The sequence below is a fragment of the Mesorhizobium sp. WSM3879 genome, assembly GCF_002294915.1.
Lineage (GTDB): Bacteria > Pseudomonadota > Alphaproteobacteria > Rhizobiales > Rhizobiaceae > Mesorhizobium.
The window spans coordinates 458264-484710 of sequence record NZ_NSFZ01000003.1 but is presented as its reverse complement, the minus strand read 5'-3'; the positions used below and the strand labels follow the sequence as shown (position 1 = coordinate 484710).

At 65.3% G+C, this 26447-nt stretch carries 25 protein-coding genes; 10 read left to right on the top strand and 15 right to left on the bottom strand.

Annotated elements, in window-relative coordinates:
* Positions 1-112 precede the first annotated feature (112 nt).
* Positions 113-787 carry an isochorismatase family cysteine hydrolase gene (locus tag CK218_RS09055; protein ID WP_095827462.1) on the top strand — a complete coding sequence of 225 codons (675 nt, stop codon included), beginning with the start codon at positions 113-115 and terminating at the stop codon, positions 785-787.
* A gap of 242 nt (positions 788-1029) precedes the next feature.
* On the opposite strand, the gene CK218_RS09050 is transcribed toward CK218_RS09055, so the two are convergent.
* A complete protein-coding gene (locus CK218_RS09050) occupies positions 1030-1968 on the bottom strand; it encodes an LLM class flavin-dependent oxidoreductase (RefSeq protein WP_095827571.1) in 939 nt (312 codons plus the stop codon).
* A gap of 143 nt (positions 1969-2111) precedes the next feature.
* Positions 2112-2261: a hypothetical protein gene (locus CK218_RS30515; protein WP_095782664.1), complete on the bottom strand. Its 150-nt coding sequence runs from the start codon at positions 2259-2261 to the stop codon at positions 2112-2114.
* Between the two features lie 278 nt (positions 2262-2539).
* On the opposite strand from CK218_RS30515, the gene CK218_RS09040 reads away from it, so the two are divergent.
* Positions 2540-3307, top strand: coding sequence for an SDR family oxidoreductase (locus CK218_RS09040; protein WP_095782665.1), 768 nt, complete (start codon positions 2540-2542; stop codon positions 3305-3307).
* A gap of 49 nt (positions 3308-3356) precedes the next feature.
* Here CK218_RS09040 and CK218_RS09035 read toward each other — a convergent pair whose 3' ends face one another.
* The 10 genes from CK218_RS09035 to CK218_RS08985 all read right to left on the bottom strand — a co-directional run bounded on the left by CK218_RS09035 (position 3357) and on the right by CK218_RS08985 (position 14081).
* Positions 3357-4301, bottom strand: coding sequence for an ABC transporter permease (locus CK218_RS09035; RefSeq protein WP_095779812.1), 945 nt, complete (start codon positions 4299-4301; stop codon positions 3357-3359).
* A complete protein-coding gene (locus tag CK218_RS09030) occupies positions 4298-5353 on the bottom strand; it encodes an ABC transporter permease (RefSeq protein ID WP_095827461.1) in 1056 nt (351 codons plus the stop codon). The genes CK218_RS09035 and CK218_RS09030 overlap by 4 nt, the downstream gene beginning before the upstream one ends.
* 243 nt (positions 5354-5596) lie before the next feature.
* Positions 5597-7108 (bottom strand): ABC transporter ATP-binding protein, encoded by a 1512-nt coding sequence (locus CK218_RS09020; protein WP_095827459.1) that lies wholly within the window; start codon positions 7106-7108, stop codon positions 5597-5599.
* Between the two features lie 168 nt (positions 7109-7276).
* The gene (locus CK218_RS09015) at positions 7277-8302 is read right to left on the bottom strand and encodes a BMP family protein (protein WP_067323051.1); all 1026 of its coding nucleotides are present in this window, start codon (positions 8300-8302) and stop codon (positions 7277-7279) included.
* Positions 8303-8448: 146 nt separating this feature from the next.
* Positions 8449-9396 carry an ABC transporter permease gene (locus tag CK218_RS09010; RefSeq protein WP_095827458.1) on the bottom strand — a complete coding sequence of 316 codons (948 nt, stop codon included), beginning with the start codon at positions 9394-9396 and terminating at the stop codon, positions 8449-8451.
* A gap of 3 nt (positions 9397-9399) precedes the next feature.
* Positions 9400-10374 (bottom strand): ABC transporter permease, encoded by a 975-nt coding sequence (locus CK218_RS09005; RefSeq protein ID WP_095799671.1) that lies wholly within the window; start codon positions 10372-10374, stop codon positions 9400-9402.
* Between the two features lies 1 nt (position 10375).
* Positions 10376-11839, bottom strand: coding sequence for a sugar ABC transporter ATP-binding protein (locus CK218_RS09000; protein WP_095827457.1), 1464 nt, complete (start codon positions 11837-11839; stop codon positions 10376-10378).
* Between the two features lie 45 nt (positions 11840-11884).
* Positions 11885-12901 (bottom strand): ABC transporter substrate-binding protein, encoded by a 1017-nt coding sequence (locus tag CK218_RS08995; protein WP_066998252.1) that lies wholly within the window; start codon positions 12899-12901, stop codon positions 11885-11887.
* Positions 12902-12996: 95 nt separating this feature from the next.
* A complete protein-coding gene (locus CK218_RS08990; protein WP_095827456.1) occupies positions 12997-13887 on the bottom strand; it encodes an SMP-30/gluconolactonase/LRE family protein in 891 nt (296 codons plus the stop codon).
* Positions 13887-14081, bottom strand: a complete 195-nt coding sequence (locus CK218_RS08985; RefSeq protein ID WP_067323038.1) for a 4-oxalocrotonate tautomerase family protein — start codon at positions 14079-14081, stop codon at positions 13887-13889. The genes CK218_RS08990 and CK218_RS08985 overlap by 1 nt, the downstream gene beginning before the upstream one ends.
* A 142-nt stretch (positions 14082-14223) precedes the next feature.
* On the opposite strand from CK218_RS08985, the gene CK218_RS08980 reads away from it, so the two are divergent.
* Positions 14224-14562: a putative quinol monooxygenase gene (locus tag CK218_RS08980; protein ID WP_095827455.1), complete on the top strand. Its 339-nt coding sequence runs from the start codon at positions 14224-14226 to the stop codon at positions 14560-14562.
* A gap of 22 nt (positions 14563-14584) precedes the next feature.
* On the opposite strand, the gene CK218_RS08975 is transcribed toward CK218_RS08980, so the two are convergent.
* Both CK218_RS08975 and CK218_RS08970 read right to left on the bottom strand, forming a co-directional pair.
* Positions 14585-15325 carry a response regulator transcription factor gene (locus CK218_RS08975; protein ID WP_095799667.1) on the bottom strand — a complete coding sequence of 247 codons (741 nt, stop codon included), beginning with the start codon at positions 15323-15325 and terminating at the stop codon, positions 14585-14587.
* Entirely contained in the window at positions 15325-16602 is a 1278-nt protein-coding gene (locus CK218_RS08970; RefSeq protein ID WP_095827454.1) for a histidine kinase, read from the bottom strand. Before CK218_RS08970 ends, CK218_RS08975 begins: the two co-directional genes overlap by 1 nt.
* A 223-nt stretch (positions 16603-16825) precedes the next feature.
* Between CK218_RS08970 and CK218_RS08965 the strand changes: the two genes are divergently transcribed.
* The 7 genes from CK218_RS08965 (at position 16826) to CK218_RS08935 (ending at position 25660) form a co-directional block, all read left to right on the top strand.
* Positions 16826-19237: a glucan 1,4-alpha-glucosidase gene (locus tag CK218_RS08965; RefSeq protein ID WP_095827453.1), complete on the top strand. Its 2412-nt coding sequence runs from the start codon at positions 16826-16828 to the stop codon at positions 19235-19237.
* A 38-nt stretch (positions 19238-19275) separates the two neighbouring features.
* Positions 19276-20283, top strand: a complete 1008-nt coding sequence (gene gnd / locus CK218_RS08960; RefSeq protein ID WP_095826253.1) for a phosphogluconate dehydrogenase (NAD(+)-dependent, decarboxylating) — start codon at positions 19276-19278, stop codon at positions 20281-20283.
* 16 nt (positions 20284-20299) lie between these two features.
* Complete coding sequence (zwf, locus tag CK218_RS08955; RefSeq protein ID WP_095826254.1) at positions 20300-21676, top strand: glucose-6-phosphate dehydrogenase; 1377 nt, start codon at positions 20300-20302, stop codon at positions 21674-21676.
* Between the two features lie 16 nt (positions 21677-21692).
* Positions 21693-22397: an ROK family protein gene (locus CK218_RS08950; RefSeq protein WP_095826255.1), complete on the top strand. Its 705-nt coding sequence runs from the start codon at positions 21693-21695 to the stop codon at positions 22395-22397.
* Positions 22398-22588: 191 nt separating this feature from the next.
* The gene (locus tag CK218_RS08945; RefSeq protein ID WP_095827452.1) at positions 22589-23053 is read left to right on the top strand and encodes a MucR family transcriptional regulator; all 465 of its coding nucleotides are present in this window, start codon (positions 22589-22591) and stop codon (positions 23051-23053) included.
* 110 nt (positions 23054-23163) lie between these two features.
* Positions 23164-24264, top strand: a complete 1101-nt coding sequence (locus CK218_RS08940; RefSeq protein ID WP_095827451.1) for an aminotransferase class I/II-fold pyridoxal phosphate-dependent enzyme — start codon at positions 23164-23166, stop codon at positions 24262-24264.
* A 157-nt stretch (positions 24265-24421) separates the two neighbouring features.
* A complete protein-coding gene (locus CK218_RS08935) occupies positions 24422-25660 on the top strand; it encodes an MFS transporter (protein WP_095827450.1) in 1239 nt (412 codons plus the stop codon).
* Positions 25661-25730: 70 nt separating this feature from the next.
* Here the strand turns inward: CK218_RS08935 and CK218_RS08930 are convergent, their stop codons facing one another.
* Positions 25731-26447, bottom strand: coding sequence for a glutamine amidotransferase (locus tag CK218_RS08930; RefSeq protein ID WP_066998285.1), 717 nt, complete (start codon positions 26445-26447; stop codon positions 25731-25733).

The following is a 26447-nucleotide window of genomic DNA, read 5'->3' as shown; positions in this document are numbered from 1 at the left end:
AGATCTTCCATCATCAACAAATAATCCGGGTCGGCGCATAGGGACTCCGTGAGGCCTGGACTGCGACGCCGTCGCTGGGCCACCATGCCAGCCGCAACCGAGGCAGCAGGCGATGATCAAGGCGACCCCGTTCGACTTCCCCTATGACGGCAGGCTGGTGCCGCAAGACACCGCCCTGCTCGTGATCGACCTGCAGGAGGATTTCCTGTCGCCGACAGGCTATTTCGCCAGGAAAGGCTATGACCCTTCGCCGCTGCGCGCCATTCTGCCGACGGTGAATCGGCTGATTGCGGCGGCGCGCGCCGCCGGCCTCGCCATCGTCCATACGAGGCAAGGCTACCGCGCCGACATGGCCGATATGACGGCTTACGAAAAATGGCGGCGCAAGCGGGCGGGACTGGACGGCACGGATATCCTGCTGCGCTCCAGCCCAGGCTTCCAGATCGTCGCCGACATAGAAGTCAGGCCCGAGGACATCATTGTCGACAAGACCTGTAACGGCGCCTTTACCTATACGGATCTGGAACTGGTGCTGAGGGCGCGCGGCATCACCCATCTGATGTTCACCGGCTGCACGACCGATGTCTGCGTTCACACGACGCTACGCGAGGCCTGCGACCGCAATTTCCAATGCCTGACGATTGCGGACGCCTGCGCCAGCGGCGACGGCCGGGCGCACGAAGCCGCGCTCGATATGGTGACGGTCGAGGACGGCGTCTTCGGCGCGCTGGCGAGCTCGGAGGCGGTCATCGCCGCGCTGTCGCGGATCGCAGAACAACGGGATTGATATGGGAGCTTCGGGATCACAAGTATCCGCCGGTCACAAATCTTTTTGCGTGCACCGTTCCGTTGCCGGCGTCGCCTTCGTCTTCACGGTTGTGACGATTGCGGAAGCCACAATGGCCGCCGCCACCAACACAGACGGAGCCAAGCCTTGTCGACCGCAGTGACCTTGATCAATGTCTTCACTATGTCCCGTCTTGATGAAACCGGCAGCCGCAGCGGCCGGTCTCACCTCGCCCCGCGATTTCATCGAAGGTGTGCCCCGGTGAACGAACGCGACGCGAACGTTCCTGGCGCCAGGGTGTCGGCGTCGCACCGAGCCAGCGAATTCGCGATCAGCGTGACCGTCTCGCGGCCGATCCGCGCGATCTCGCTGGGACGGTCGATACCGCCGATCATGAATTCCTCGATGCCTAGCGCGGTATAGGGCAACAGCGAGAGCGCAAGCCGCGCCGGCGGCCCCGCGACCTCGACCGCCTTGTGGTCGGAGGCGCCGGACCAGCCTTCGGGGCGAATGCGGACGGGAAGCGCGAAGCGCAATCTGCCGGCGCGGCCGTGCTCGGCTGCAGCGCCGCGCACACGCTGCATCAACTGCGCGACTTCGTCCGGCGAGCCGGCCGCCAGCTCGAATATATCGGCATGCCGGCCGGCGACCTTCAGCGCTGTGCCGGACTGGCCGCCGAGCCGGATGCTGAGGTCGCCGCCATGCGGGCCTTTGCGCGGCACGTAACCGCCTTTGACGCTGTAGAAGGCGCCTTCATGGTCGAAGGGCTTGTCGTTCGACCACAGCCGCTTCAGCAGCACCAGATATTCGTCGATGCGTTGCCACACCACGCTGTGGCCGGCCGGCCGCGGCTCGGCGTCACTGTCCTGCAGCGGCTCGCTCAGCATCCTGAGCGACAGGCGGCCGCCGCCTCTGCGGTCGAGCGCCGCGAGCTGCCTTGCCGCCACCGCCGGCTCGACCACGCCGGCCCAGTGCGTCAGCACCACTTCCAGCGCCGGGGTGCGGTCGAGCGTCTGCGCGGCGATGTCCATATTGGTGAGCAGGCCGGCCGGATCGTCGATCACCAGCTTGCGAAACCCCGCATCCTCGATCAGCGACAGCTTGGTCGCCGTCTCGGCGAAATCGTAGAAGAAGCTGCCATTGGCAGGCTTACCGGGAACATGCGTGAACTCGATCGGCATTGCCATCTCCTCCGTCACGTTGCTTGCCCGCTCCACCTCGAACAATCCAAATGCGCGCCGACGCGCCCTGGCGCTCGGCCAGTCATCTCTCCGGTTACTTCAACTCAGATTTTTGGACGGCGGGGCCCTAGGCCCCGGCTCTGTCAGGGGATGATCCCAAGCACCACCGCGCCGGTGAACACGAATGCCAGCGCGAAAACGAGATAGGCGAAGGTTCCGCCATAGGCGGGCCTCCAGCTCCGGTCGGTGGTCAGCCTCTGGCCTTCGCGCTGAGCATTCTGCATGTAGGTCATGGTCGAACCTCCGTCTCGGCCATTAATCTATAAAGATAGTAGACTTTGTCGAGTGCTATTTTTCGACGATTCTTGGAAGGACGTCCTCGGAAACGGCAACTTGAGGGGCGTTTATTCTCAGCCGAGATCGAAAACCGTCCGGGGACGCGCCACCGGAGGATCCGACAAAATGCCTGTAGCTCCGGCTTTTCGGCGGCAACCGGCCTTGCAAGTGCTTGGCTATTCGATACGCGAGGGGATAGCATCAAAATAGCCTCACAGGACTCAGGGAGAGAAAAATGGGTGGAAGGCTGGCGGGCAAGGTCGCCATCATCTCGGGCGGCGCGACGGGCATGGGTGGAGCGGCTTCCGAGCTGTTTGCCGCCGAAGGCGCCAAAGTGGCGATCATCGACCGCAATGGCGATGCCGCCGGCAAGACCGCCGCGGCGATCCGCGCGCGCGGCCATGTCGCCGAGCATTTCGTAGCCGACGTTTCCGACGAGGCGCAGGTCGAGGCGGCGGCGAAGGCGGCCGCGGAAAAATTCGGGCTGGTGACCGTGCTGTTCAACCACGCCGGCACCATTGTGATTAAACCCTTCTTGGAGACGACTCTGCAGGAATGGGACTGGCTGCACGCCGTCAATGTGCGTTCGATGTTCCTGATGACGCGCGCGGTGCTGCCCGGCATGATCGCCGCCGGCGGCGGCTCGATCGTCTGCACCTCGTCGATCTCGGCGGTGGCGGCGACGCCGAACGAAGTGCTCTATGACACCACTAAAGGCGCCTGCCACATGTTCGCGCGTGCCATCGCGGTGGAGTTCCGCGATCGCAACATCCGCTGCAATGCCATCTGTCCCGGCTTCATCCGCACGCCGCACGGAATGCGCGAGGTCGCCGACCTCGGCAAGCTCGGCGTCGATGTTTCCGATGCCGCCATGGCCGCGCAACAGGGCCGCATCGGCGAGCCGGAGGAAGTGGCCAAGGCGGCGCTGTTCCTGGCGAGCGACGAATCGAGCTTCGTCAACGGCGCGCATCTCTTCGTCGACAACGCCTTCACGGCGATCTGAGGCGTCCCAAGCTTGGCGCCCTTCCTCTACCCCGGCGATCGGAATCTACCTACCGTTCCTCGCGTCGAAACGGCTTCAGCAGCGCCGAAGGCGCGACCGCGTTGCGCGAAATGAAGGCCATGGCGACGATGGTGAAGATGAAGGGCAGCATCAGGAAGGCTTCGTAAGGGATGTGCCCGAGGCCGCTGGCCTGCATCCTGAGCTGCAGCGCGTCGACGAAGGCAAAGAGCAATGCCGCGCCCGCCGAACGCCACGGGTCCCAGCGGCCGAACACCACCAGCGCGATCGCCACCCAGCCGCGCCCCGACACCACGCCGAAGGTGAAGGCGTTGAACTGCGCCATGGTGAGAAAGGCGCCGGCAAGACCCATCAGCGCGCCGCCGAGGATCACGGCCTGGAAGCGCGTGGCGATCACGCTGACGCCGGCGGAATCCGCCGCGCGCGGGTTCTCGCCGACCATGCGCACCGACAGCCCCCAGGGCGTGCGGTAGAGCACGAAGGCGGCAAACGGAACGGCGATGATCGCGAGATAAACCAGCGTGAACTGGTTGAACACCGCCGGCCCCAGGATCGGAATGTCCGACAGCAGGGGGATCGGCGCCGGCTGAAAGCCCTTGATGCTGGGCGGCACCGATTGCTGGCCGAAGATCAGTCGGTAGAGGAAATAGGCGAGCCCAGAGCAGAACAGCGTCACGCCAATGCCGCAGACATGCTGGCTGAGGCCCAAGACCACCGTGAACAGCCCATGCAGCGCGCCCATCGCCGCCCCGACAAGCACGGCCACCAGCACGCCCAGCCACAGGCTGCCGCTCAGGCTCGCGGCGGTGAAGCCGGCCATGGCCGCCAACAGCATGATGCCTTCAATGCCGAGATTGAGCACGCCGGCGCGCTCCGAAAACATCTCGCCGAGCGTGGCGAAGGCGAGCGGTGTGGCGATACGGATGATGGCGGCGAGAAAGCCGACCTGAAAAATCTGCTCGAATACCGCGCTCATACGGGCGCCCCCACGCGGCGGATGCGGTAGGCGGTGAAGAGCAGCGCCACCAGCATCGCAAGCAGCGCCGTGCCCTGGATGACCTCACTGAGGAAGGCCGGCACGCCAGTCGCGCGCGACATCGCCTCGGCGCCGGTCATGACCGCGGCAAGGAAAATCGCGGCCGGCACGACGCCGAGCGGATTGAGCCGGGCGAGCATGGCGACGACGATGCCGGAATAGCCGTAGCCCGGCGAGATGTCGCTCATCACCTGGAAGTGGACGCCACCAACCTCGCCGACGCCGGCCAATCCGGCCAGCGCGCCGGAAAGCAGCGCGGTGGAGAGCAGCACGCGCTGGGTATTGATGCCGCCATAGCGGGCCGCCTCCGCATTCTCGCCGGTTACGCGGATTTGGAAGCCGAGCGTGGTGCGCGCGATCAGGAACCAGCAGACGGGCGCTGCGATCAGCGCCACGACGACGCCGATATGCAGCCTTGTGCCTTCGATCAGCACCGGGAAATTGGCGGAATCCTCGATCGGCGGCGAGATCGGATAGCCGGAAAAGGTGTCTTTCCACGGCCCCTCGATCAGCGCCATCAGCGCGTAATAGATGACCGAGTTGAGCAGCAGCGAGCTGACCACGTCGTCGACCTTGAATTGGACGCGCAACGTCGCCGGCACAAGCGCGACGAGGGCGCCGGCCACCGCGCCGGCCAGCACCATCAGCAGCATGGCGAGCGGTCCCGGCATCGGGATGGCGCCTACGGCACAACTCGCAACCGCGCCGGCGAGCAGCTGGCCCTCGGCGCCGATGTTCCAGAATTTGGCGCGGAAGGCGATCGCCACCGCCAGGCCGGTGAAGATCATCGGCGCGGCGCGAACCAGCGTCTCGGTGATGGCGTAGCTGTCGCCGAGCGAGGCCGAGAGCATAACGCCATAGGCCTCGACGACGCCAGCGCCCGCGACAGCGATGAGACCGCTGCACAAAACCAGCGTGACGGCGATGGCGAGCAGCGGCAGTGCGAGATTGAGCCAGGCCGGCGTCGAGCTGCGGGCTTCGAGACGGAACATCAGGCGTGGCCCTCTGCTAGGCGGATGTCGGCGCCGCCCCTCATCCGCCTGCCGGCACCTTCTCCCCGTATAGTGACGGGGAGAAGGGGGCTGGGCGCGCCGCTGGCGCTTCTCTTGCACCGCTGACGATTGGCGAAACCACCGATGAGAGCGCCCCTCTCCCCGTCCCTATACGGGGAGAGGATGCCGGCAGGCAGGTGAGGGGCGGCGCCAAAGTCCGGCGCCCGAGGCAATTCCATAGCTCTACGCCCTCCCCTCCGCGCCGGTCATCAGCAGCCCAAGCGTCGCGACGGTGGCCTCCGGGCCGGAAAGCGTGCCGGCGATGCGACCCTCATACATCACCGTGATGCGGTCGCAGAGCATCAGCAATTCCTCGAGATCCTCGCCAATCACGATGATCCCGCAACCCTTCGCCCGCATGGCCAGGAATTTTTCGTGGATGAACCGTGCAGCGCCGATGTCGAGGCCGCGCGTCGGCTGCGAAACGATCAGCACCTTCGGGTCGAAGGCGAGCTCGCGCGCCAAAAGCGCCTTCTGCAGATTGCCGCCGGAAAGCGCGCCGGCGCGCGTCATGGGGCCGGGACAGCGTATGTCATAGGCCTTGATCTGCGCCTCCGCGAAGGCGCGGATCGCGGCCGGATCGAGCAGTCCCTTGCGGCTGAAGGCCTCGGTGCCGATGCGGGGCAGCACCATGGAGTCGGCTAGAGGCAGGTTGGTGACCAGCCCGGTCGTCATCCGGTCCTCCGGAATGCGGCCAAGGCCGAGCGCCTGCAGCTCGCGCGGCGAAAATTGCGCAACTGCTTTGCCGGCTATCGTCATCGAACCGGCACTCGGCGACAGCATGCCGGAGATCACATCAGCCAGCGCCCGCTGGCCATTGCCGGAGACGCCGGCAACGCCGAGGATCTCGCCGGCGCGGACGAAGAGCGAGACCTCGCGCAGCGGCGTGCCGCCATGACCTGAGGTGGAGACGCCGTCGAGCGTCAGCACGGGCGCGCCAGGCGTCGAGACCTCCTTGATCGGCGGCATGATTTCGTGGCCGCACATCAGCTTGGCCATCTCGGCCGAGGTGGTTCCTGCCGGATGATCGACGCGGCCGGCGACCTTGCCATGCCGAAGCACGACGCAACGATGGGTGAGCGCCCTGACTTCGTTGAGCTTGTGCGAGATGAAGATGATGCCGAGCCCTTGCGCCGCCATCGAGCGCAGCGCGGCGAAGAGGCCATCGACCTCGCTGGGCGCCAGCACCGCCGTCGGCTCGTCGAGGATCAGGAGCCTGGCGCCGCGAAAGAGCGCCTTGATGATTTCCAGCCGCTGCTGCTCGCCGATCGAGAGCGCCGAGACCGGCAGGCCGGGATCGAGATGTAAGCCATGCTGGCGGCCGATCTCCTTCAGCCGCGCCAGCCCGCCCGTGCGGTCGATGCGACCGGACTTGCCGGCAATGCCGATCAAGAGGTTTTCCAGCACCGTCAGCCGTGGCGCCAGATGGAAATGCTGATGCACCATGCCGATGCCGGCCGCGAGTGCATCCGCCGAATCGTGGATGGCGACCGGCCTGCCCTCGACCAGGATCTCGCCGGCATCCGGCGCATAAGCGCCGAACAGCACGTTCATGAGCGTCGTCTTGCCGGCCCCGTTCTCGCCGAGCAGGCCAAGGATCTCGCCGGAGGCGACGCTGAGATCCACGCCCTCGTTCGCCTTGACGGCGCCGAAGCTCTTGGTGATGCCGCGCATTTCGATCAGAGGGACGGGCAAGGATGCTCCTAATATCCCTCCCCCTCGTGGGGCGGGTGGCCCGCCGGGCGGGGGGGGGTCGCCCGCGACGCGCTCCATCTTCAGTCGTCAAGGTCGAGCGGTTGAGACGACCCCTCCCGCCTCGCTTCGCTCGGCACCCCTCCCCTCGAGGGGGAGGGTAAACTGCGCTCAATCCGACACAGGCGTGTTCTCGTCGACGTCGACGCGGAAATTGCCTTCCAGGATCTCGGCTCTCTTCTTGGCGACCAGGTCCTTGACCTCGGCCGGCAGCGTCTTCTCGAACTTGTGATAGGGGGCGAGATCGGAGCCGCCCTTGGCCATGCGCGAGAAGTCGCCATAGTCCTGCGCGGTGAAGACGCCCGCCTTGACCAGCTTGATCGCCTGCTCGACCGTCGGATACATGTTCCATACCGGGCCGGTGATCACCGTGTCGGGTCCGAGGCTCGACTGATCGGACATGTTGGAGATGGCGTAGATCTTCTTTTCGACCGCCGCCTCGATGACGCCGAAACGCTCGGCATAGATGACGTCGACGCCGGCATCGATCTGCGCGATCGCGGCCTCCTTGGCCTTCGGCGGATCGAAGAAGGAGCCGATGAAGGCGACCTTCCGCTTGATGTTTGGATTGACCTCCTTGGCGCCGGCGAAGAAGGCGTTGACCAGCCGGTTCACTTCCGGAATGCCCATTGCCGCGACAGCGCCGATCGTGCCCGACTTCGACATCTTGCCGGCGATCAGCCCGGAGAGATAGGCCGGCTCGTGGATCCAGTTGTCGAAGACGCCGAAATTGGGTTCGGCCGGCCCGGCGCCGGAGCCGAACAGCCAGGCGGTCTTCGGAAACTGTTTTGCCGTGCGCCGCGATTCGCGCTCGGCGGCGAAGGCGTCGCCCAGCACCAACTGGTAGCCGCCTTGCGCATATTCGCGCATCACGCGGCTGAAGTCGGCGGTCTGCACCTTCTCCGACCATTTGTATTCGATGCCCAGCTCCTTCTCGGCCTTCTGCAGGGCGACATGGATCTGGTTGTCCCAGGGCTCCTCGATCGGCGTCGCGAAGATCGCCGCCACCTTCAGCTTCTTGTCCTTGGCGAAGGCCACGCCGGGCAGCGCCGCCGCGGTCAGCCCGAGGGCGCCGAGTTCCAGCACATTGCGCCGCGACAGGCCGGCGCGTTGCGTTTTGCGATGATCGTTTTCCATTGAAATCCCCTCTGCTCGACGACCGTGTCGAGCCGGCCGTTCAAAACATGTCAGACGGGAGGACTATGGAACGACGCCGGACCTTTGTCCACATGGTCAAATTTGGCTGGAGAGACCCCGGAGAGCGACCCCCTCCTCGCGACTTGTCACCGCACAGCCTTCTCGCCACCCGCCGCCGTGATCACCCCGACGATGATCAGCCCGGTCAGCACCAGCCGCACGCCGGCGCTGACGCCGAAGGTGTTGAGCATGGTGAGCAAAAGCACCAGGAACAGGCCGGCGCCCCAGACGCCGGGCACGTTGGCCTTGCCGCCGGCGACCGAGGTGCCGCCGATGACGACGACCGCGATGGAGGCGAGCAGATATTCATTGCCGATATCGACATTGGCGCCGCGGAAATAGCCGGCAAGCAGCGCGCCGTCGATGCCACCGAGCGCGCCGCAAAGCGTGTAGGTGAGGAAGCGGATGCGGCCGACATTGACGCCGGCCAGCCAGGCGGCGCGGATGTTCTGCCCGATCGCCAGCACCGAGCGGCCATAGATCATGCGCTGCAGCGCCAGCGCCGCGGCGACGGTGAAGACCACCGTCAGTATCGCCAGCACCGGGATCCCCAGCATCTGCCAGTTGGTGAAATCGGCAAAGCCCGGCGGCGGCTTGATCTGCAGGCCGCGCCCGTAGCTGATGTCGACCGACTGGATGATGAAGCTCGCCGACAGCGTCGCGATGATCGGCGGAATCCTGAGCGCCCAGATCAGCAGATAGTTGATGGCGCCGATCGCCGCGCCGCAGGCGAGCGCCGCCAACAGCCCGACGACGATCATCGAATCGCTGCCGCCCATAACCTTCATCGCCACCGCGCTCGCCAGTCCGATATTGGCGGGCAGCGACAGGTCGACATTGCCGGGGCCGAGCGTGATGACGAACATCTGGCCGACGCCGACGATGACGGTGAAGACGGCAAGCGAAAGTGCCGCCGTGACCATGCCGCCGGCGCCATAGCCGCCGGTGAAGGCGACGGTCGCCACCCACACGAGAACGGCGCCGACGAAGGACCAGAGCCAGGGTTTTTCAAGCAGCATCCGTACAGAGGTCATCGTTCACCTCTCCCTGCGGCTGATCAGCACCCGGGCCGCCAGCACGATGATCAGGATCGCGCCATTGGCAGCCACCTGCCAATCGGGCGGGATGTGCATGAAGGTCAAGAGCGGCGAGGCGGCCAAAGCCAGCGTCAGCGCGCCGATGACCGCGCCGATCGGCGACACCCGGCCGCCGACGAACTCGCCGCCGCCAAGGATGACGCCGGCAATCGAAAGCAGCGTGTAGCCGTTGCCGATATTGGCGTCGGCCGAAGTGGTGATGCCGATCAGCGCCATGCCGGAAAGCACGCCGAACAGGCCGGTCAGCGCGAAGAGCACGATCTTTGTCTTGAGCAGCGACCAGCCGGCGCGCCTGAGCGCCGCGGCATTGCCGCCGGAACCGCGCAGGATGACGCCATATGAAGTGCGCATCAGGCCAAAATGCACGATCGCCGCGATGAGCAATGCCGCCAGGATAGGGAACGGGATATAGGGCGGCTTGAAAGACATGATCGCCAGCAGCCAGTCCGGAGCCTTGCCGCCCGGCTTCGGCAGGATAAGGATAGCCAGCCCCTGCCAGACGAAGCTCATGCCGAGCGTCACCACGATCGAGGGCAGGTTGCGCAGATGGATCAGCGCGCCGAGCAGCGCGTAGACGCCGATTGAACCGAGCAGCACAGCGACACCGATGAGCGGCGCATCCCTGAGCCAGGTGGCGGTGACGCAGCCGACAAAGCCGACGAAAGTGCCGATCGACAGATCGAGCTCATTGCCGGCGATGACGAACATCTGCGCGATCGTCGCCAGCGCGATCGGGATCGCCAGGTTCAGCATCAGGTTGAAGCCGAAATAGCTGATGGCGCGCGGGTTGAGCCAGGCGATGGCCATCAACACCAGCGCCAGCGACAGCGCCGGCAGCAGGCTGCGCAGCATGCGTGCGCGGGCCGCGCTGCCGCGGGAGGATTTCGGGAGCGTGCCGGGAGCGATCGCCGTCATCTCAGGCCGTGTCGCCGAACGAGGACTGGATGATCTTCTCCTCCGTCAGTTCGTCGCGTCCGAGATTGGCGACGATGCGGCCGTTCTTGAAGACATAGACATGGTCGCAATTGTCGAGCTCTTCGGTTTCGGTCGTGTACCAGAGGAAGGTGCGGCCCTTTCCGGCCTCCTCGCGCACGAGGTCATAGACTTCGAGCTTGGTGCCGATGTCGACGCCGCGCATCGGATCGTCCATCAGCACGATCTCGGCATCGGAGCCGAGCGCGCGCGCAAACAGCGCCTTCTGCTGATTGCCGCCCGACAGCGAATAGATGTTGTTGCTCATGTCCGGCGTGCGGATGCCGATCTTCTTCTTCCAAAATTCCGCCAGCTCCGCCTCGCGCTGCGGTGAGATCAGCAGGCCGTCGCGCAGGCGCTGAAGCGAGCGGATGCCGATGTTCTGCGCGATCGACCATTGGGCGAAGATGCCGTCCGCCTGGCGGTCGCCGGCGACCAGCGCCACCGGCGCCGTCACTTCGATGCCGGCCCTGGCGCGCGAGGCGGCCGAGAAGATCGCGAGCAGCAGGTCGGTCTGGCCATGCCCGGCGAGCCCGGCAAGGCCGATGATCTCGCCGGCGCGGGCGACAAGCTCCTTGCCATCCTGCTGCCGCGCCGGGCGCGCCCGCACCCTGAGCGCCCCGACCGCGACCTTGCGGGTCTCGGCGGCGGCCTTCTGATGTTCCCCGGCGCCGCCCATCGCGGCGACCAGCTTGTCCCGGTCGAACGCGCTTGCGGCGTCGGCGGCGACCACCTTGCCGTCGCGCATCACCACGATGCGGTCGGCATTCTGCAGCACCTCGCCCAGCACATGGGAGATCAGGATGCAGCTGCCGCCCGCGGCGACGAAGCGGCGCACGAATGAAAGCAGCTGGCCGGCCGTGTGCGCATCGAGCGACGAGGTCGGCTCGTCGAGGATGACCAGATGCAGCGGCTCGCGGGTCAGCGTGAAGGCGCGCGCCACCTCGACCATCTGGCGGCGTCCGATCGACAGATCGCCGGCAATGTCGTCCGCCGCGATGCCGTGGTCGGGAAAGATCTCGTCGAGCTTGGCCTGGATCAGATCGGCGGCCTTGCGCCGCCAGCCGAGCCCGCTGAGCGAGGGATGGTTGATGCGCGTGTTCTCGGCGACGCTGAGGTTTGGGCAGAGCGACAGCTCCTGGAACACGCAGCGTATGCCGAGCTCGAGCGCGCGCGCCACGGAATAGCTCGCTTCCTGGTTGCCGCGCACCGCGATCTGCCCGCCATCGGGCCGCAGCGTGCCCGCAACCATATGCATCAGCGTCGACTTGCCGGCGCCATTGTGCCCGACCAGCCCGACGCATTCGCCGGCGCCGACATGGAAGTCGACGCCGTTGAGCGCGCGGACGGCGCCGAAGTGCTTTTCGGCGCCGTCCAGCCTGACGATGTCTGCAATAGCCTGGAGCATCCTCAACGATATCCGGTCGGCGATGCGGCTGGCAACGTCGCGCCGCTATTGCTTGATGTTGGCCTTGATGGCCGCGATCGCGTCTTCCTGGGTGTATTCGTGGGTAGCGACGCCGCCTTCCTTGATCTTCGGCAGCGCGGCCTCGAAATTGTCCTGGGTGAAGGCGAGATACGGCACCAGCAGATCGTGCGGCACGTCCTTGCGGCCGTCGAGCACCTGCTGCGCCACCCAGAAGGCGAGCGTCGACACGCCGGGCGCGATCGAGGCCGACCAGGTCTGGTAGCCGTCCTTGTCCTTCTGCTCCTTCCACCACTTCAGCTCGTCCTGACGGTTGCCCATGATGATGGTCGGACGCGGCTTGCCGGCGGCGGCGAACGCTTGCGCGGCGCCGTAGCCGTCGCCGCCCTGGTCGACGACGCCGACGATCTCCGGCAGCGACGGCAGGATGGTCGCCACCGCCTTCTGCGCCGTGGTCTGGTCCCAGTCGCCGGTCACGGAGCCGACGATCTTGAACTCGGGATGGGCGGCGACGCCTTCGAGGATACCGGCATGGATGGCATCGTCGATCGAGGTGCCTGCCAGCCCGCGGATTTCCAGCAAATTGCCGCCCTTCGGCTGGAACTTGGCCATCTGCTCGACTTCCTGCCTACCCATGTCCTTGAAGTCGACGACGACGCGGTAGGCGCAAGGCTCGGTCACGATGCCGTCGAAGGAAACGACGACGATGCCGGCGTCGCAGGCCTGCTTGATGGCGCCGTTCAGCGCATCCGGCGAGGCGGCGTTGATGACGATGGCGTCATAGCCCTGCAGGATCAGGTTCTGCACCTGCGCGGCTTGCGTCGGCACTTCCTTGTCGGCGGTGGTGAAGACATCCGCCGCCGCCACCACCTTGTCCTCGACCGCTTTCTTGGTGACGATGGCGTAGCTGTCGAGCATCGCCTGGCGCCACGAATTGCCGGCATAATTGTTGGAGAAGGCGATCTTCTTGCCGCTCGTGTCGGCAAGCGCGGTGCCCGAGGCGAGCATGGCTGCAAAGGCGCTCAAGACCAGTAGTTTCTTCATGTCATTATCCTCCCAGATGTGTTGACTGCTGCACTTCCCACCGGCCCCTGCGGGCCGGCTTCACTCCCATCCGATCTGAGCGCGAACGGTCCCGCTCAAAACAGCCTCAATCCCGGCACCCGTACCCTCAGCCGGTAGAGCGACGTCGACGCGGCGATGTAGAGGCTCCGCAGGTCCTCGTCGCCGAAGGTGAAATTGGCACAATCTTCCGGCGTCGCGATGACGCCGAGGAGATCGCCCGACGCGTCAAAGACATGGATGCCGCCCGGGCCGGTGCAATAGAGGTTGCCGCGGCTGTCGATCTTCATCCCATCCGGCGCGCCTGGCGCATCGCCCTCGGTCACAGCCCATACGGCCCCGCCATTGAGGTCACCATTGGATTCGACGCCGAACACACGGATGTGGCCACGCGTGGTATCGTTGACGAAGAGCCGCGATTCATCGAGCGAGAAGCAGAGCCCGTTGGGCTGCGCGAAATCGTCGGCAAGCAACGTCAGCCCGGCGCCGTCGCCGTCGATCCGGTAGACACCCTGGTAGGACAGTTCCTGCGGCCTCGGGACGCCGTAAAATTCCGCTCGGCCGTAGGTCGGATCGGTGAAATAGATCGAGCCTCCAGTAGCAACGACAATGTCGTTCGGGCTGTTGAGCTGCTTGCCCTGGTAATGCGTGGCGAGAACGGTCGTGGTGCCGCCCGGCTCGGCGCGGGTAACGCGGCTGCTGGCGTGCTCGCAGGTCACCAGCCGCCCCTGCCGGTCGAGCGTGTTGCCGTTGGCCATGTGGCTCGGGTCGCGGAACGCCGCGATTTCGCCGGAAGCGCTGCGCCGGTACATGCGGCTTTGCGGAATATCGGAAAAGACCAGCCATTTCTCATAGGGATGCCACACCGGACCTTCGATGAAGCCGTAGCCGGTGGCGAGCCGCTCCATCGCCGCATTGCCGACGACGTCATCAAAGCCGGACTGACGGGCGCGCGCCGGGATCGACATCACGGGCTCTTGGGTTCCCGCACCGGCTTGCCGGCGACGAACCAGTCGCTGCCCGGCACGTCCTCGATCACCACCCAGATCGCGTCCATGGGCAGTCCGGCGACCTCGCTGATCGCCTCGGTGACCCGGCGAGAGATCTCGTTCTTGCGCTTTTGCGAATGACCCTCGAGTATCCGTATGCTGACGAACGGCATGAGCGCTTCCCCGGGATTTCTGTTTTTGTAGGACAAAAGCTAGTCGGGACGCGGACCGGGCGATAGCGGTCTAAGCGCAGCACCGACTGTGGTTTTGCACAGTCGGCACCGGCATCCACGGCTGCAGACAGGAGAACCATGGATGGCAGAGAGATGCGGCAGGCCGATCGTGCGGATTGCGGAACTGGAGATCGAGGCATCCCAGCTCGAAAGCTTCAGGGCCTTGCTCGCCGAAGAGATCGAGGCCTCGGTGCAGAACGAGCCTGGCGTGTTGTTCCTGCACGCGGTCTCGATAAAGGGTTCGCCCGAAACGGTGCGCGTCATCGAATGCTATGTCGATCATTCCGCATACCACGCTCACCTGACCGCGCCGCACTTTCTCAAATACAAGGCGCGGACGGCTGATATGGTCAGGTCGCTTCGATTGATCGAGACCGAGCCGATCGTTCTGAGGGCCAAGAGCAATCAGCATTCAAGCTGAGCCTGTTCGCCCATCGCGGGGCTTACTGCTCCTGCAACGGCGTTGCCTGCGCGAGCCAGGCGTCGAGTTGCTCCTGCTCGCGCCGCAGCGCGTCGATGTTGATCAGGCCTCGGGCCATGGCCAGATAGATCGCGCGGGTGCGCGAATTGAACACCGACGCCTCGCCAACGCCTTCCTCCGGCGGCACTATTCCGAGCTTCTCGTAGACATGCTTGATGCGGCTCTGCGCGCCGCGGATCGACAGGCCGCGCCGCGCCGCGATCGCTCGGTCGGTGAGGCCGAGCGCGATGTCGATCAGGCTTTCATATTCGCCGTCGGTGATGCCCTCGAACCGGTCCTGGACGCGGTGCTGGATGCCGCGGATCTCGCGGTCGATGATGCAATGCCCCTCGCGGAACACGCCGCGCAGCGCCGAGCGCATGCCTTCTTCCGTCGCCGATTTCAGCACATAGCCATAGACCGATCCCGGCGGCACGATGCGGGCCACGCCGCGCACATAGGCCTCGTCGGCGAAGTTCGACCAGAACAGGATATGCGTGCCGGCGCGCTGGCTCCAGATGGCGCGCGCCACCTCGATCCCGGTCGCCTTGGGCAGTTGCAGGTCGAGCACGACATGCGGCGGCTGCCGCTCCGCCGCAAGATTGATGGCGTCCTCGCCGTCGCCGGCTTCGATCACCTCGACATCGCCGGGCCACAATTGCTCGACGGTCCGCCGCGCGAAGGTGCGATGCAGGCCGTCATTTTCGGCGATCATGACCAGCATCAAACTGCCTCCGCCACCGGCTGAGCTTCGGTTATCGCGGCGCTGCACGCCGCCGCCTTGGCCTCGGCGGACTCGCGATCGATCTCGATCACGACCCTGGTGCCGCCCTTGCGGTCGGCCGGCTCGAAACGCAGCCGCGCCCCGACAAGGGCCGCTCGCGTGTGCATGTGGCCGATGCCGCCTTGGGCGGCGGGATCGACGGCGCCGCAGCCATGCCCGTCATCGGTGACGGTCACGTTGAATGTGGTTGCCGTCGACGCCAGCTGCACCTCGATGCGGCTTGGCGCGGCATGACGGACCGCATTGTTGATGGCTTCCTGCACGATACGGTAGAGCGCGGTGCGAAGCGTTTCCGACAGGCTGTCGGCGCTGCCGTCGCTGGTGTCGGCGATGCGCACCGCGATCGGCGGCTTGGCCCTCGCGACGCTGCGGTTGAGGTGCGCCTCGACCGCGTCGCGCAGGCCGAACAGTTCCAGAACGCTCGGCCGCATGTCGTCGACGATGTGGCGCAGCTCCGCCAGGCAGCCCGCCACCTCCTGCTCGAGATCGGCAAGCTGGGCCGTCCGCGCCACGCCCCGGCTGCGGAACGCAGAAACCTGACGTGCTATGCGGGCAAGGTCGGCGAGCGTCTGGTCGTGCAGGTCCATGGCCATGCGGCGCCGCTCGCGCTCCATGCCCTCGGTCAGTTGCGAGGCGCCGACTCTCAGCAGTTCCGCCCGGTTGCGCGCCTCGCTTTCGGCGAGCATGGCGCGGCGCGCTTCCTCTGTCTGGATCAGCGCGAACATATAGGGCCCGATGAGGTCGGCGCATTGCTGAGCGACCTCGACGTCCTCTTGCGAGTAGCAGCCGGCCTTGTGCCGGCTGATGTTGAGCGCGCCGATCACGCTGCCGCGTGCCCGCAGCGGCACGATGATGCGGCTGCGCAGCTTGGCGGCGAAGATCGGTCCGTCGAACGCTCCCTCGAAGTGGAATCGGTCGTCGAGAAGCGCGTTGTCGGTCAGAAGATAAGGCGTGTCGCCCCACAGCACGCGCCGGATCGGGCTGCCCTCGACCGGATGCTGCGCCAGATCGCTCCAGCTGGTATGGAAGCCGGCCTCGTAGCAGGCATGCATGCGCCCATCGAGCGACAACACCGCCAGATCGATATGGTCGTGCGGGATGAGCGTGCCGATTTCGATCGCTGTCGCCCGGAACGCTGAGCCCGGATCGATATGGCCGGCGAGCGCCCGCGAGATCGCGAGCAGCCGATCGATCAGCTGGGGAGATACCTCCGACATGTCTCCTCCCTGTCCCCCTGATGAATGCCGTGGAACGACAGCCAAGCCGCGCCGCGCGGCCTCGATCCTGTTTTCCGCAGTTCCTCCCTGCCCGAGAAATAGTGAGCGCTTGACGGCGCCGCTGTCAACGATGGGTCAAGCGACCCGAGCCCGATCAACTTCGGGTGCGGCGATTGAAAAGCCGCCGGCTCCTGGTCTAGGAACGGCGGCAGGAGGCCAATTGATGGCAGTGACGCCGACCGTTGCTCAGGGCGCCCCGGGAATTCCCGCGCGCTGGACGTCAAGCGCCAAGAGCGGCGTCGGCACCGGGCTTTCAGCGAACAGCCCGCTTTGGTTCACCATCAGTCACGGCATATTGAACGAGGTCTATTATCCCCGCCTCGACAGCGCCTGCACGCGCGACTTGGGGCTGATCATTACCGGTCGCGATGGCTATTTCTCGGAAGAGAAACGCGATGCCGCCCACCTTATCGAGCCATTCGAAGCCGGCGTCCCCGGCTATCGCCTGGTCAACACGGCGGTCAATGGCTCCTGTCGGATTGAAAAGCGCATTGTTACGGATTCGAAACGGCCCGTTCTGCTGCAGGAAATTACATTCGCGGCGCTCAAAGGCTCAGCCTCGGACTACCAGGTTTACGCGCTGCTCGCGCCGCATCTCGTCAATCGCGGCATGGGCAACACCGCCTGGGTCGGCGAGCACAAGGGGCAGCGTATCCTCTTTGCCTCAGGCCGCGGCGTCTCGGTCGCGCTTGCCGCCTCGCTCCCCTGGGGCGCCTGCTCGGCCGGCTATGTCGGGTTCTCGGACGGCTGGCAGCAGCTGCGGAATGGCGGCGCGCTCGATCCTGCCGCTGAGCGCGCGGAGGATGGCAATGTGGCGCTGACCGGCGAGATCGGCTTCTCGACAGGCAAGGGCACGGCATTGCTGGCGCTCGGCTTCGGCGCCTCGCAGGAAGAGGCGGCTGAAGCCGCGCTGGCCAGCCTGAAGGACGGTTTCGATGCGGCCGCCGAAACCTACGCCGCCAGCTGGCGGAAATTTCAGTCCGGCCTGGAGACGCTCGACAGGCAAGCCGCCTGCGGCTTGAACACCTACCGCGTCAGTACCGCGGTGCTTGCCTCGCATCTGTCGATCGCGAGACCTGGAGCCGCAGTCGCCAGTCTTTCGATCCCCTGGGGCTTCAGCAAGGGCGACGACGATCTGGGCGGCTACCATCTGGTCTGGCCGCGCGACCTGGTCGAAACGGCGGGCGGCTTCCTTGCAGCCGGCGACGCCAGGCAGGCGCTCGATATCCTCATCTATCTCCGCTCAATCCAACAGGCGGACGGTCATTGGCCGCAGAACTGCTGGGCGAGCGGCACGCCCTACTGGCCTGGCATCCAGATGGACGAATGCGCCTTTCCGCTGCTGCTTGCCGACGCGCTCCGCCGCGCCGGCCATCTGCCGCGCGCGAAGCTCGACGACTTCCTAGCCATGATCGAAAGCGCGGCTTCCTATGTGGTGCGCAACGGCCCGGTCACCGGCGAGGACCGCTGGGAAGAGGACGCCGGCTACAGCCCGTTCACGCTGGCCGTCGAGATCGCGGCGCTGCTTGCGGCGGCTGACATGCTGGATGCTTGCGGCAAAAATGAACCGGCAAACTATCTGCGCGAGACGGCCGACTGCTGGAACGACCAGATCGAGCGCTGGACCTATGTCACCGGCACCGAACTCTGCGCCAGGGAGGGCATCGACGGCTACCATGTCCGCATCGCACCGCCCGACGGTGCTGGCGCCGCTTCGCCGAAGGACGGTTTCCTGCCGATCAAGAACCGCCCGCCCGGCGATAGCCATCGGCCGGCCGAGGCCATCATAAGTCCCGACGCGCTGGCGCTGGTCCGCTTCGGACTGAGAGCCGCCGACGATGCTCGCATCGTGAACACCGTCAAAGCCATCGACGCGCTTCTGCGCTGCGAGTTGCCGCAAGGTCCGCTCTGGTATCGCTATAGCGGTGACGGCTATGGCGAGCATGAGGACGGCTCGCCCTTCGACGGCATCGGCCGGGGCCGGCCCTGGCCGCTACTCGCCGGCGAGCGCGCGCATTACGAGCTGGCCGCCGGGCGACCCAGCAAAGCGGCCGAACTGCTCGAAACCTTCGAGCGCTCTGCCGGTGCAGGCGGTCTGCTGCCGGAGCAGGTTTGGGACAGACCCGACCTGCCGGAGCGCGAATTGCGGCTCGGCGCGCCATCGGGCAGCGCCATGCCGCTGGTCTGGGCGCATGCCGAGCACATCAAGCTGCTGCGCTCGCTGCGCGACGGCAAGGTCTTCGACATGCCGCCGCAGGGCGTCGAGCGCTACATCAAGCGCAAAACCGTGTCGCCGTTCAGGACATGGCGCTTCAACAACAAGATCCGCTCGCTTCCCGCCGGCAAGCTCCTGCGCGTGGAACTTGCGGCGCGCGGCGTGGTTCACTGGAGTAGCGACAAATGGCTGACGGTGCGCGACGACAACACGGTGGAGAACGCCTTCGGCGTCCACCTGGTTGACCTGGATGTCGCCGGCCTGCAGCCGGGATCGACGGTCGTCTTCACATTTTTCTGGCCGGAAGCGAGCCGTTGGGAGAATGTCGACTTCACCGTCGGCATCGATCCTTCGGGATAGCCGGTAAGGTTCTTTCCTCAAGCTATTAGGATAACACCATGCAGATCGGAATGATGGGACTGGGCAGGATGGGCGCCAACATGGTGCGGCGCCTGATGCGCGACGGCCACGAATGCGTCGTCTACGACATCAATTCGGCAAGCGTCGCCGGCATGGTCAAGGACGGCGCCATCGGCGCCGCCTCGCTGGAGGAGTTCGTCGCCAAGCTCGCTAAGCCGCGCTGTGCCTGGCTGATGCTGCCGGCGGCGATCACCGGCAGGATCGTCGACCAGGTTGCGGCGCTGATGGAGCCGGGCGATATCATCATCGACGGCGGCAATTCCTATTATCACGATGCCGTCGACCAGGCGGCGAAGTTGGCGACCAAGGGCATCAATTTCGTCGATGTCGGCACCAGCGGCGGCGTCTGGGGACTGGAGCGCGGCTACTGCCTGATGATCGGCGGCCCCGACGACGCCGTGAAACACTTGGATTCGGTCTTCGCCACGCTGGCGCCGGGCTCCGACCCGGGCTCCAATCCGCCGAAGGACGCCGGAACCGCGCCTTACGGCTATCTGCATTGCGGGCCGAGCGGCGCCGGCCATTTCGTCAAGATGGTTCATAACGGCATCGAATACGGCGTCATGGCCGCTTACGCCGAGGGCATCAACATCCTGAAATCGGCCAATGCCGGCAAGCGCGCCCGCACGGCGGACGCTGAAACCAGCCCGCTCGAAAGCCCGCAATACTATCAGTTCGACATCGACCTGCCCGCCGTGGCCGAAGTCTGGCGCCACGGCAGCGTCATCGGCTCCTGGCTGCTCGATCTCACCGCCGGCGCGCTGAAGAACGATCCGTCGCTCGCCCAGTTCGGCGGCCGCGTCTCCGATTCCGGCGAAGGCCGCTGGACCTTGAAGGCCGCGATCGACACCGGCGTTCCGGCGCCGGTGCTCTCCTCGGCGCTGTTCGACCGCTTCTCCTCGCAAGGCGAATCCGCCTTTGCCGACAAGCTCTTGTCCGCCATGCGCTACGCTTTCGGCGGCCATGTCGAAAAGCCGAAGGCGTGAGGGCGGGAGTGACGGGATGAGCCAGGAGAGATCCGACACGCTGGTGCTTTTCGGGGCGACCGGCGACCTTGCGCACAAGAAGATATTTCCGGCCCTCTATCACATGGTCGCCAAGGGGACGCTGAGCGAGCCGGTGATCGGCGTCGCATTCGATCCCTGGGATCTTGGCAAGCTGGTGGACCGTGCCCGCGACGGCGTCGTCAATGCGCTGGGCGGCGTCGACGACAAGGTGTTCGCCAGGCTCGCCTCGCTGCTGCGCTATGTCAGCGGCGACTATCGAGATCCGGCGACATTCGAGAGATTGAAGGCAGCGCTCGGCTCGGCGCAGCGGCCGCTGCATTACATGGCAGTGCCGCCCACCATGTTCGAAACCGTCGTCCAGGGGCTCGAACAATCCGGCACCGCGCGGGGCGCCAGATTGATGGTCGAAAAGCCTTTCGGCCACGATTTGCAGTCGGCCCGCTGGCTGAACCGCGTGTTGCACCTGGTGTTCGACGAACAGTCCATCTTCCGCATCGACCACTATCTCGGCAAGGAAGCGATCCAGAACCTGCTCTATTTCCGTTTCGCCAACGCTTTCCTCGAGCCGATCTGGAACCGCAACTTCGTCGAGAGCGTGCAGATAACCATGGCCGAGGATTTTGGCATCGAAGGCCGCGGCAAATTCTATGACGACGTCGGCTGCATCCGCGACGTCATCGAGAACCATCTGCTCAACATCCTGCTGTTGCTCGCCATGGAGCCGCCGGTCGGCCGCTCTGCCGACGATTTGATCGACGAGAAGGTGCAGGTGCTGCGCGCCATCCGAACGCTTACCAAGGACGATGTCGTGCGCGGCCAGTTCGACGGCTATCTGGCCGAACCGGGCGTGCGGCCGAACTCGCCGGTCGAGACCTTCGCCGCCGTACGCTTCTTCGTCGACACCTGGCGCTGGCAGGACGTGCCCTTCTTCATCCGCGCCGGCAAGAACATGCCGGTGCATGCGACCGAAGTGATCGTGCGGCTGAAGCGTCCGCCGCTCGACGTCTTCGATCCGATCAAGCCGGGCGACGCCAACTATGTCCGTTTCCGTATCGATCCGCAGGTGGCGATCTCGATCGGCGCCCAGCGCAAGGTAGCCGGCGACGACATGATCGGCGAGCAGGTGGAACTGACCGCGCTCGACGACACCAAGGGCGACATGCCGCCCTATGAGCGGCTGATCGGCGACGCGATGAACGGCAACGGCCAGCTCTTCACGCGCCAGGACGCGGCCGAGCTTGCATGGCGGATCGTCGGACCGGTGCTTGGCGACACCACGCCGCCTCCGATCTACGCGCCGAAGACCTGGGGGCCGGCCGACGCCATGAACGGCTTCGGCCCCCCCGATGGCTGGATCAATCCGACGAAATAGCTTCTCGGGGGACGGGATGGCGAAAGCAGCAAAACGGGCTTCGACGAAGGACGGGCAGGTCGTCCTCACCATCGACGTCGGCGGATCGCGTGTGAAAATTCTCACCAGCGCCGGCGGCGAGATGCGCCGCACCGAGTCCGGGCCGGGCTTGACACCTGAGCAGATGGTGGCTTCGGTGAAGAAGCTGGCCGAGGGCCTGGATTACGACGTCATTTCGATGGGCTATCCGGGCCCGGTCAGGGACAACAAGCCGTCGCTCGATCCCTTTAATCTCGGCAAGGGCTGGAACGGCTATGATTTCGCCGCCGCCTTCGGCAAGCCGGTCAAAGTCGTCAACGACGCGCTCCTGCAGGCGATCGGCAGCTATGACGGCGGCCGTATGCTGTTCCTCGGCCTCGGCACCGGCCTGGGCGCCGCCATGATCCTCGACAATGTCGGGCAGCCGATGGAGCTTGCTCATCTTCCTTACAAGAAGGGCGGCAGCTTCGAGGACTATGTCGGCGAGCGCGGCCTGGAAAAGCACGGCAAGAAAAAATGGCGCAGATACGTTTTCGATGTCGTAAACAGGCTTCGCGCCGCCTTGCAGCCGGACTATGTGGTCATCGGCGGCGGCAATGTCGACAAGCTCGATGAATTGCCTGAAAGATCCAGGCGCGGCGACAACACACGTGCCTTCGAAGGCGGATTTCGACTGTGGCGCGATAAGGCGCTGATCGTCTGATATTTTTACTTTTCAGTATAGTCGTTCAAAATAACGTGTAGTCGCACGACCTGTCGTTGCGCCTCGCAGATTTGCCGACTAGGAATCCGCCGGCCTGCCGCACATGCGCCCGCCTCGGCGCGCCAAACGCGCGGCAGCGCGCTGGATTTTACATCCCGATTTGCGGCCGTGCGGCATAGAGGAGGACTGACGTGGACGAGGAAACCAATACAGCCAACGAAGATGTCGACCTGCTCGAGCTCACCGCCCACATCGTGTCGGCCTATGTCGCCAAGAACCGGCTGCCTGCTTCGGGCCTGGGCGAGCTCATCGCCAGTGTCGCCTCCTCGATCGGCGCCCTGAACCAGCCGCCGATTCCGCCGGCACCGCCGCCCGTTCCTGCCGTCAATCCCCGGCGCTCGGTGACGCCGGATTACATCATCTGCCTCGAGGACGGCAAGAAGTTCAAATCGCTGAAGCGTCATATCGGCGTGCATTTCGGGCTGAGCCCGGAAGCCTACCGGACCAAATGGGGCCTGCCGGCAGACTACCCGATGGTCGCGCCTAACTACGCGGCATCGCGCTCCGAGCTCGCCAAGTCGATCGGCCTCGGCCGCAAGGCCGAAGCCGAGCCGGAGAAGCCGGCAAAGGCCAGGAAGGTAAAGGCCCCCGCCTGAACGATCTTGGCCCTGTGCCAACGGTTTGAAGAAGCCTGCCAAGGAATCCGCCTTGGCAGGCTTCCTGCTTTTGGCTTGGATAAGACAAGCGAATGCTGTTCGGGTGAGCCATGAACTATGCGAGGATGGTGATCGAGAAGGAAGCGCCGGAGGAATACGGCTACGACCGCATCCGCTTCAATCTCTCCGAAAGCTCGATCGCCGACCAGAAGCTTGCCGATATCGGCCTCTCGCTGCCCGACCTCACCTTGTTCTACGGCGAGCATCGCGGCGATAAGCAATTGCGCGCGCTGATCGCCGGGCAGGACAAAGCGCTATCCCCGGACGACGTGCTGGTTACAGCCGGCGCTGCCGGCGCGCTGTTCATCATTGCTACCTCGCTGCTTTCGGCCGATGACCATCTCGTCGTCGTGCGGCCGAACTATGCCACCAATATCGAGACGCCCAAGGCGATCGGCTGCGCGATCAGCTATGTCGATCTCGACTTCGACGAGGGCTTCGCCGTGGATGTCGCGCGCGTCGCGGCGGCGGTGCGGCCGAACACCAGGCTGATCAGCGTCACCTGCCCGCACAACCCGACCGGCACGATGATGACCGGCGCCGATCTCGACGCGTTGGTCGCGCTTGCCGAAAGCCGCCGCTGCCGGCTTCTGGTCGACGAAACCTATCGCGATCTGTCCTATGGCGAGCGCCTGCCCTCCGCGGCATCGCTCAGTCCAAGCGCGATCAGCGTCTGTTCCCTTTCGAAAGCATTCGGCATTCCGGGCATCCGCATCGGCTGGCTGGTCAGCAAGGACCACGCTCTGCAAGAGACGTTCCTCGCCGCCAAGGAGCAGATCGGCATCTGCGGCAGTGTCATCGACGAGGCGATCGCACGCTTCATGCTCGAGCGGCGCGATGCCTTCCTTGCATCGTTGTTGCCGGAGATGGCCAAGCGCCGCGATATCGTCCAGGCTTGGATCGACGGCGAGCCGCTGGTCGACTGGGTGCGTCCGCAAGGCGGTGTGGTCGGCTTCCCGCGGCTGAATGTCGATGCAGGTTTCGACCTCGACCGGTTCTACTTGCGGCTCCTGGAAGAACACGGCACTTATGTCGGCCCCGGCCACTGGTTCGAGATGCCGAAGCGCTTCTTCCGCGTCGGCTTCGGCTGGCCGAAGGAGGCGGAATTGCGCGGCGGGTTGCAAGCGATTTCCGCCGCGCTGAGAGACTGAGCCTCTTTCCACCGCGAACGACAATCCCGAAGATCCTTCATGCCGCGCCGATTTTTTGCGCGCGCGACGAGGCGAACTGGGCTAAAGGTCTCAGGCCGGAACAGCGCCCACCGTGGAAGTGCCCCGCCGGTCGATGTCACAACGGGGCCCTCGAATCATGACCGCCGAAGCAACTTCACCTGAACAGCGCTACGCCGCCTTCCGGCACCGGCCGTATCTCAGCTACTGGACGGCGCGCTTCCTCACCACTTTCGCCACCCAGATCGTCTCCGTCGCCGTCGGCTGGCAGATCTACGACCTGACGCGCAATCCCTTCGACCTCGGCATCGTCGGCATCGTCCAGTTCCTGCCGTCGCTGCTCTTGGTGCTTGTCACCGGCGTCGTCGCCGACCGCTTCGGCCGCCGCCTGATCATGACATTGGCGTCGTTCGTCGAGGCCGGCTGTGCGCTCACTCTGTTGTTGCTGACGCTGCGCGGCCTTGGCGGCCCGCTGCCGATCTTCGTCGTGCTCGCCATGTTCGGCATCGCCCGCGCCTTCTACGGGCCGGCCTCGTCCTCGCTGGTCGCCAATCTGGTGCCGCCACAGGATTTCGCCAACGCCATTGCCTGGAATTCGTCCGCCTGGCAGACGGCAACCATCGTCGGCCCGGTCGCCGGCGGCCTGCTCTACGGCCTTTCGGCGGAGATCGCCTACGCTACTGCGGCGATCCTGATGCTTGTCGCCGCGCTGCTCGTCTTCACCATCCCCAAGCCCGCGCAGCAGACGGCTACCGACAAGCCGACGATGCAGACCCTGTTTGCCGGCTTTCGTTACATCTGGGGCGAGAAGATCGTGCTCGGCGCGATCTCGCTCGACCTGTTCGCGGTGCTGCTCTCCGGCGCCTCGGCGCTGCTGCCGGTCTATGCCCGCGACATTCTGGAGCTTGGGCCCTGGGGCCTCGGCCTGCTGCGCTCGGCGCCTGGCATCGGCGCCATCGCCGTGGCCGTCTGGCTCGCCGGCCATCCGATCCGCGACCATGCCGGCAAGATCATGCTCGGTTTCGTCGCCTTGTTCGGCGCCTTCACCGTCCTGTTCGGCGTCTCGACCATCACCTGGCTGTCGATCGTGGCGCTCGCCATGCTCGGAGCCACCGACATGTTCAGCGTCTATATCCGCGAGACGCTGATCCAGCTCTGGACGCCCGACGAGGTGCGCGGCCGCGTCAACGCCGTCAACCAGGTCTTCGTCGGCGCTTCCAATGAGGTTGGCGAGTTCCGCGCCGGCACCATGGCGGCGCTGATCGGCACCGTGCCGGCGGTGGTGATCGGCGGCATCGGCGCCATCGGGGTTGCCGGGATCTGGGCTTGGTTGTTCCCTGCGCTGCGGCAGGTGCGGCATTTGAATAGCAGGAACTAATTGCCGGCGCAGCAACTTGACGGCCGGACTAGAAGAGAGCAGCGGCTTCCCTCTGCAATTGCGGCAAAATCTATCCGACGGCCGGCTTGCCGAAGATCAGGCTCAAAAATTCGCCGAGCCAGCGCTTGAGGTGCATGTCCCAGATCAGCCGGCCGCCGAGATGATCGCGGCCGGGCTGCGCGCCCGGCAGCTCGAAGCGATGCGCGCCGCGCACCACCCAGCGCTGCATCATCACCCTGGTCAGCTCGCCATGGAACTGGATGCCCCAGGCATTCTCGCCATACCGGAAAGCCTGGTTGGGATAGGTTTCGGCCGTGGCGAGCAGCGTCGCGTCCTTCGGCAGGGAAAAGCCCTCGCGGTGGAATTGGTAGACCATCTCCGGCCAGTGCAGCAGTTTCTTGCCGGCGTCGGTCGCCTTCAGCGGATACCAGCCGATCTCGACCAGTCCTTCGCCATGACCCTCGACCCTGCCGCCAAGGTGCCTGGCGAGCATTTGCGCGCCGAGGCAGATCCCAAGAAAAGGCCGGTTTTCCTTGAGCGGGATTTCGAGCCACTCGGTCTCACGCCGGACGAACTCGTCCTGGTCGTTGGCGCTCATCGGCCCGCCGAAGATCACCGCCCCGGCGTGGCCGTCCAAAGTGCAGGGAAGCTCTTCGCCAAGCGGCGGCCGGCGAATGTCGAGATCGAAACCTTCTTCCAGAAGCATATGGCCGACGCGGCCGGGGCTCGAAGTCTCCTGATGCAGCACGATCAGGATTTTTGGTCTCGGCCTGGGTCTGGGTGGCAT

Excerpts from the sequence above, each read along its gene's own strand:
- CK218_RS08940 (WP_095827451.1), top strand. The coding sequence starts at position 23,164 with ATGAACTATGCGAGGATGGTGATCGAGAAGGAAGCGCCGGAGGAATAC.
- CK218_RS08980 (WP_095827455.1), top strand. The coding sequence starts at position 14,224 with ATGGCAGAGAGATGCGGCAGGCCGATCGTGCGGATTGCGGAACTGGAG.
- CK218_RS08985 (WP_067323038.1), bottom strand. The coding sequence starts at position 14,081 with ATGCCGTTCGTCAGCATACGGATACTCGAGGGTCATTCGCAAAAGCGC.
- CK218_RS09005 (WP_095799671.1), bottom strand. The coding sequence starts at position 10,374 with ATGACGGCGATCGCTCCCGGCACGCTCCCGAAATCCTCCCGCGGCAGC.
- CK218_RS09010 (WP_095827458.1), bottom strand. The coding sequence starts at position 9,396 with ATGACCTCTGTACGGATGCTGCTTGAAAAACCCTGGCTCTGGTCCTTC.
- CK218_RS08995 (WP_066998252.1), bottom strand. The coding sequence starts at position 12,901 with ATGAAGAAACTACTGGTCTTGAGCGCCTTTGCAGCCATGCTCGCCTCG.
- CK218_RS08965 (WP_095827453.1), top strand. The coding sequence starts at position 16,826 with ATGGCAGTGACGCCGACCGTTGCTCAGGGCGCCCCGGGAATTCCCGCG.
- gnd (WP_095826253.1), top strand. The coding sequence starts at position 19,276 with ATGCAGATCGGAATGATGGGACTGGGCAGGATGGGCGCCAACATGGTG.
- CK218_RS08930 (WP_066998285.1), bottom strand. The coding sequence starts at position 26,447 with ATGCCACCCAGACCCAGGCCGAGACCAAAAATCCTGATCGTGCTGCAT.
- CK218_RS08990 (WP_095827456.1), bottom strand. The coding sequence starts at position 13,887 with ATGTCGATCCCGGCGCGCGCCCGTCAGTCCGGCTTTGATGACGTCGTC.
- CK218_RS09055 (WP_095827462.1), top strand. The coding sequence starts at position 113 with ATGATCAAGGCGACCCCGTTCGACTTCCCCTATGACGGCAGGCTGGTG.
- CK218_RS09030 (WP_095827461.1), bottom strand. The coding sequence starts at position 5,353 with ATGTTCCGTCTCGAAGCCCGCAGCTCGACGCCGGCCTGGCTCAATCTC.
- CK218_RS09040 (WP_095782665.1), top strand. The coding sequence starts at position 2,540 with ATGGGTGGAAGGCTGGCGGGCAAGGTCGCCATCATCTCGGGCGGCGCG.
- CK218_RS09000 (WP_095827457.1), bottom strand. The coding sequence starts at position 11,839 with ATGCTCCAGGCTATTGCAGACATCGTCAGGCTGGACGGCGCCGAAAAG.
- CK218_RS30515 (WP_095782664.1), bottom strand. The coding sequence starts at position 2,261 with ATGACCTACATGCAGAATGCTCAGCGCGAAGGCCAGAGGCTGACCACC.
- zwf (WP_095826254.1), top strand. The coding sequence starts at position 20,300 with ATGAGCCAGGAGAGATCCGACACGCTGGTGCTTTTCGGGGCGACCGGC.
- CK218_RS08975 (WP_095799667.1), bottom strand. The coding sequence starts at position 15,325 with ATGCTGGTCATGATCGCCGAAAATGACGGCCTGCATCGCACCTTCGCG.
- CK218_RS09050 (WP_095827571.1), bottom strand. The coding sequence starts at position 1,968 with ATGCCGATCGAGTTCACGCATGTTCCCGGTAAGCCTGCCAATGGCAGC.
- CK218_RS08950 (WP_095826255.1), top strand. The coding sequence starts at position 21,693 with ATGGCGAAAGCAGCAAAACGGGCTTCGACGAAGGACGGGCAGGTCGTC.
- CK218_RS08935 (WP_095827450.1), top strand. The coding sequence starts at position 24,422 with ATGACCGCCGAAGCAACTTCACCTGAACAGCGCTACGCCGCCTTCCGG.
- CK218_RS09015 (WP_067323051.1), bottom strand. The coding sequence starts at position 8,302 with ATGGAAAACGATCATCGCAAAACGCAACGCGCCGGCCTGTCGCGGCGC.
- CK218_RS09035 (WP_095779812.1), bottom strand. The coding sequence starts at position 4,301 with ATGAGCGCGGTATTCGAGCAGATTTTTCAGGTCGGCTTTCTCGCCGCC.
- CK218_RS08970 (WP_095827454.1), bottom strand. The coding sequence starts at position 16,602 with ATGTCGGAGGTATCTCCCCAGCTGATCGATCGGCTGCTCGCGATCTCG.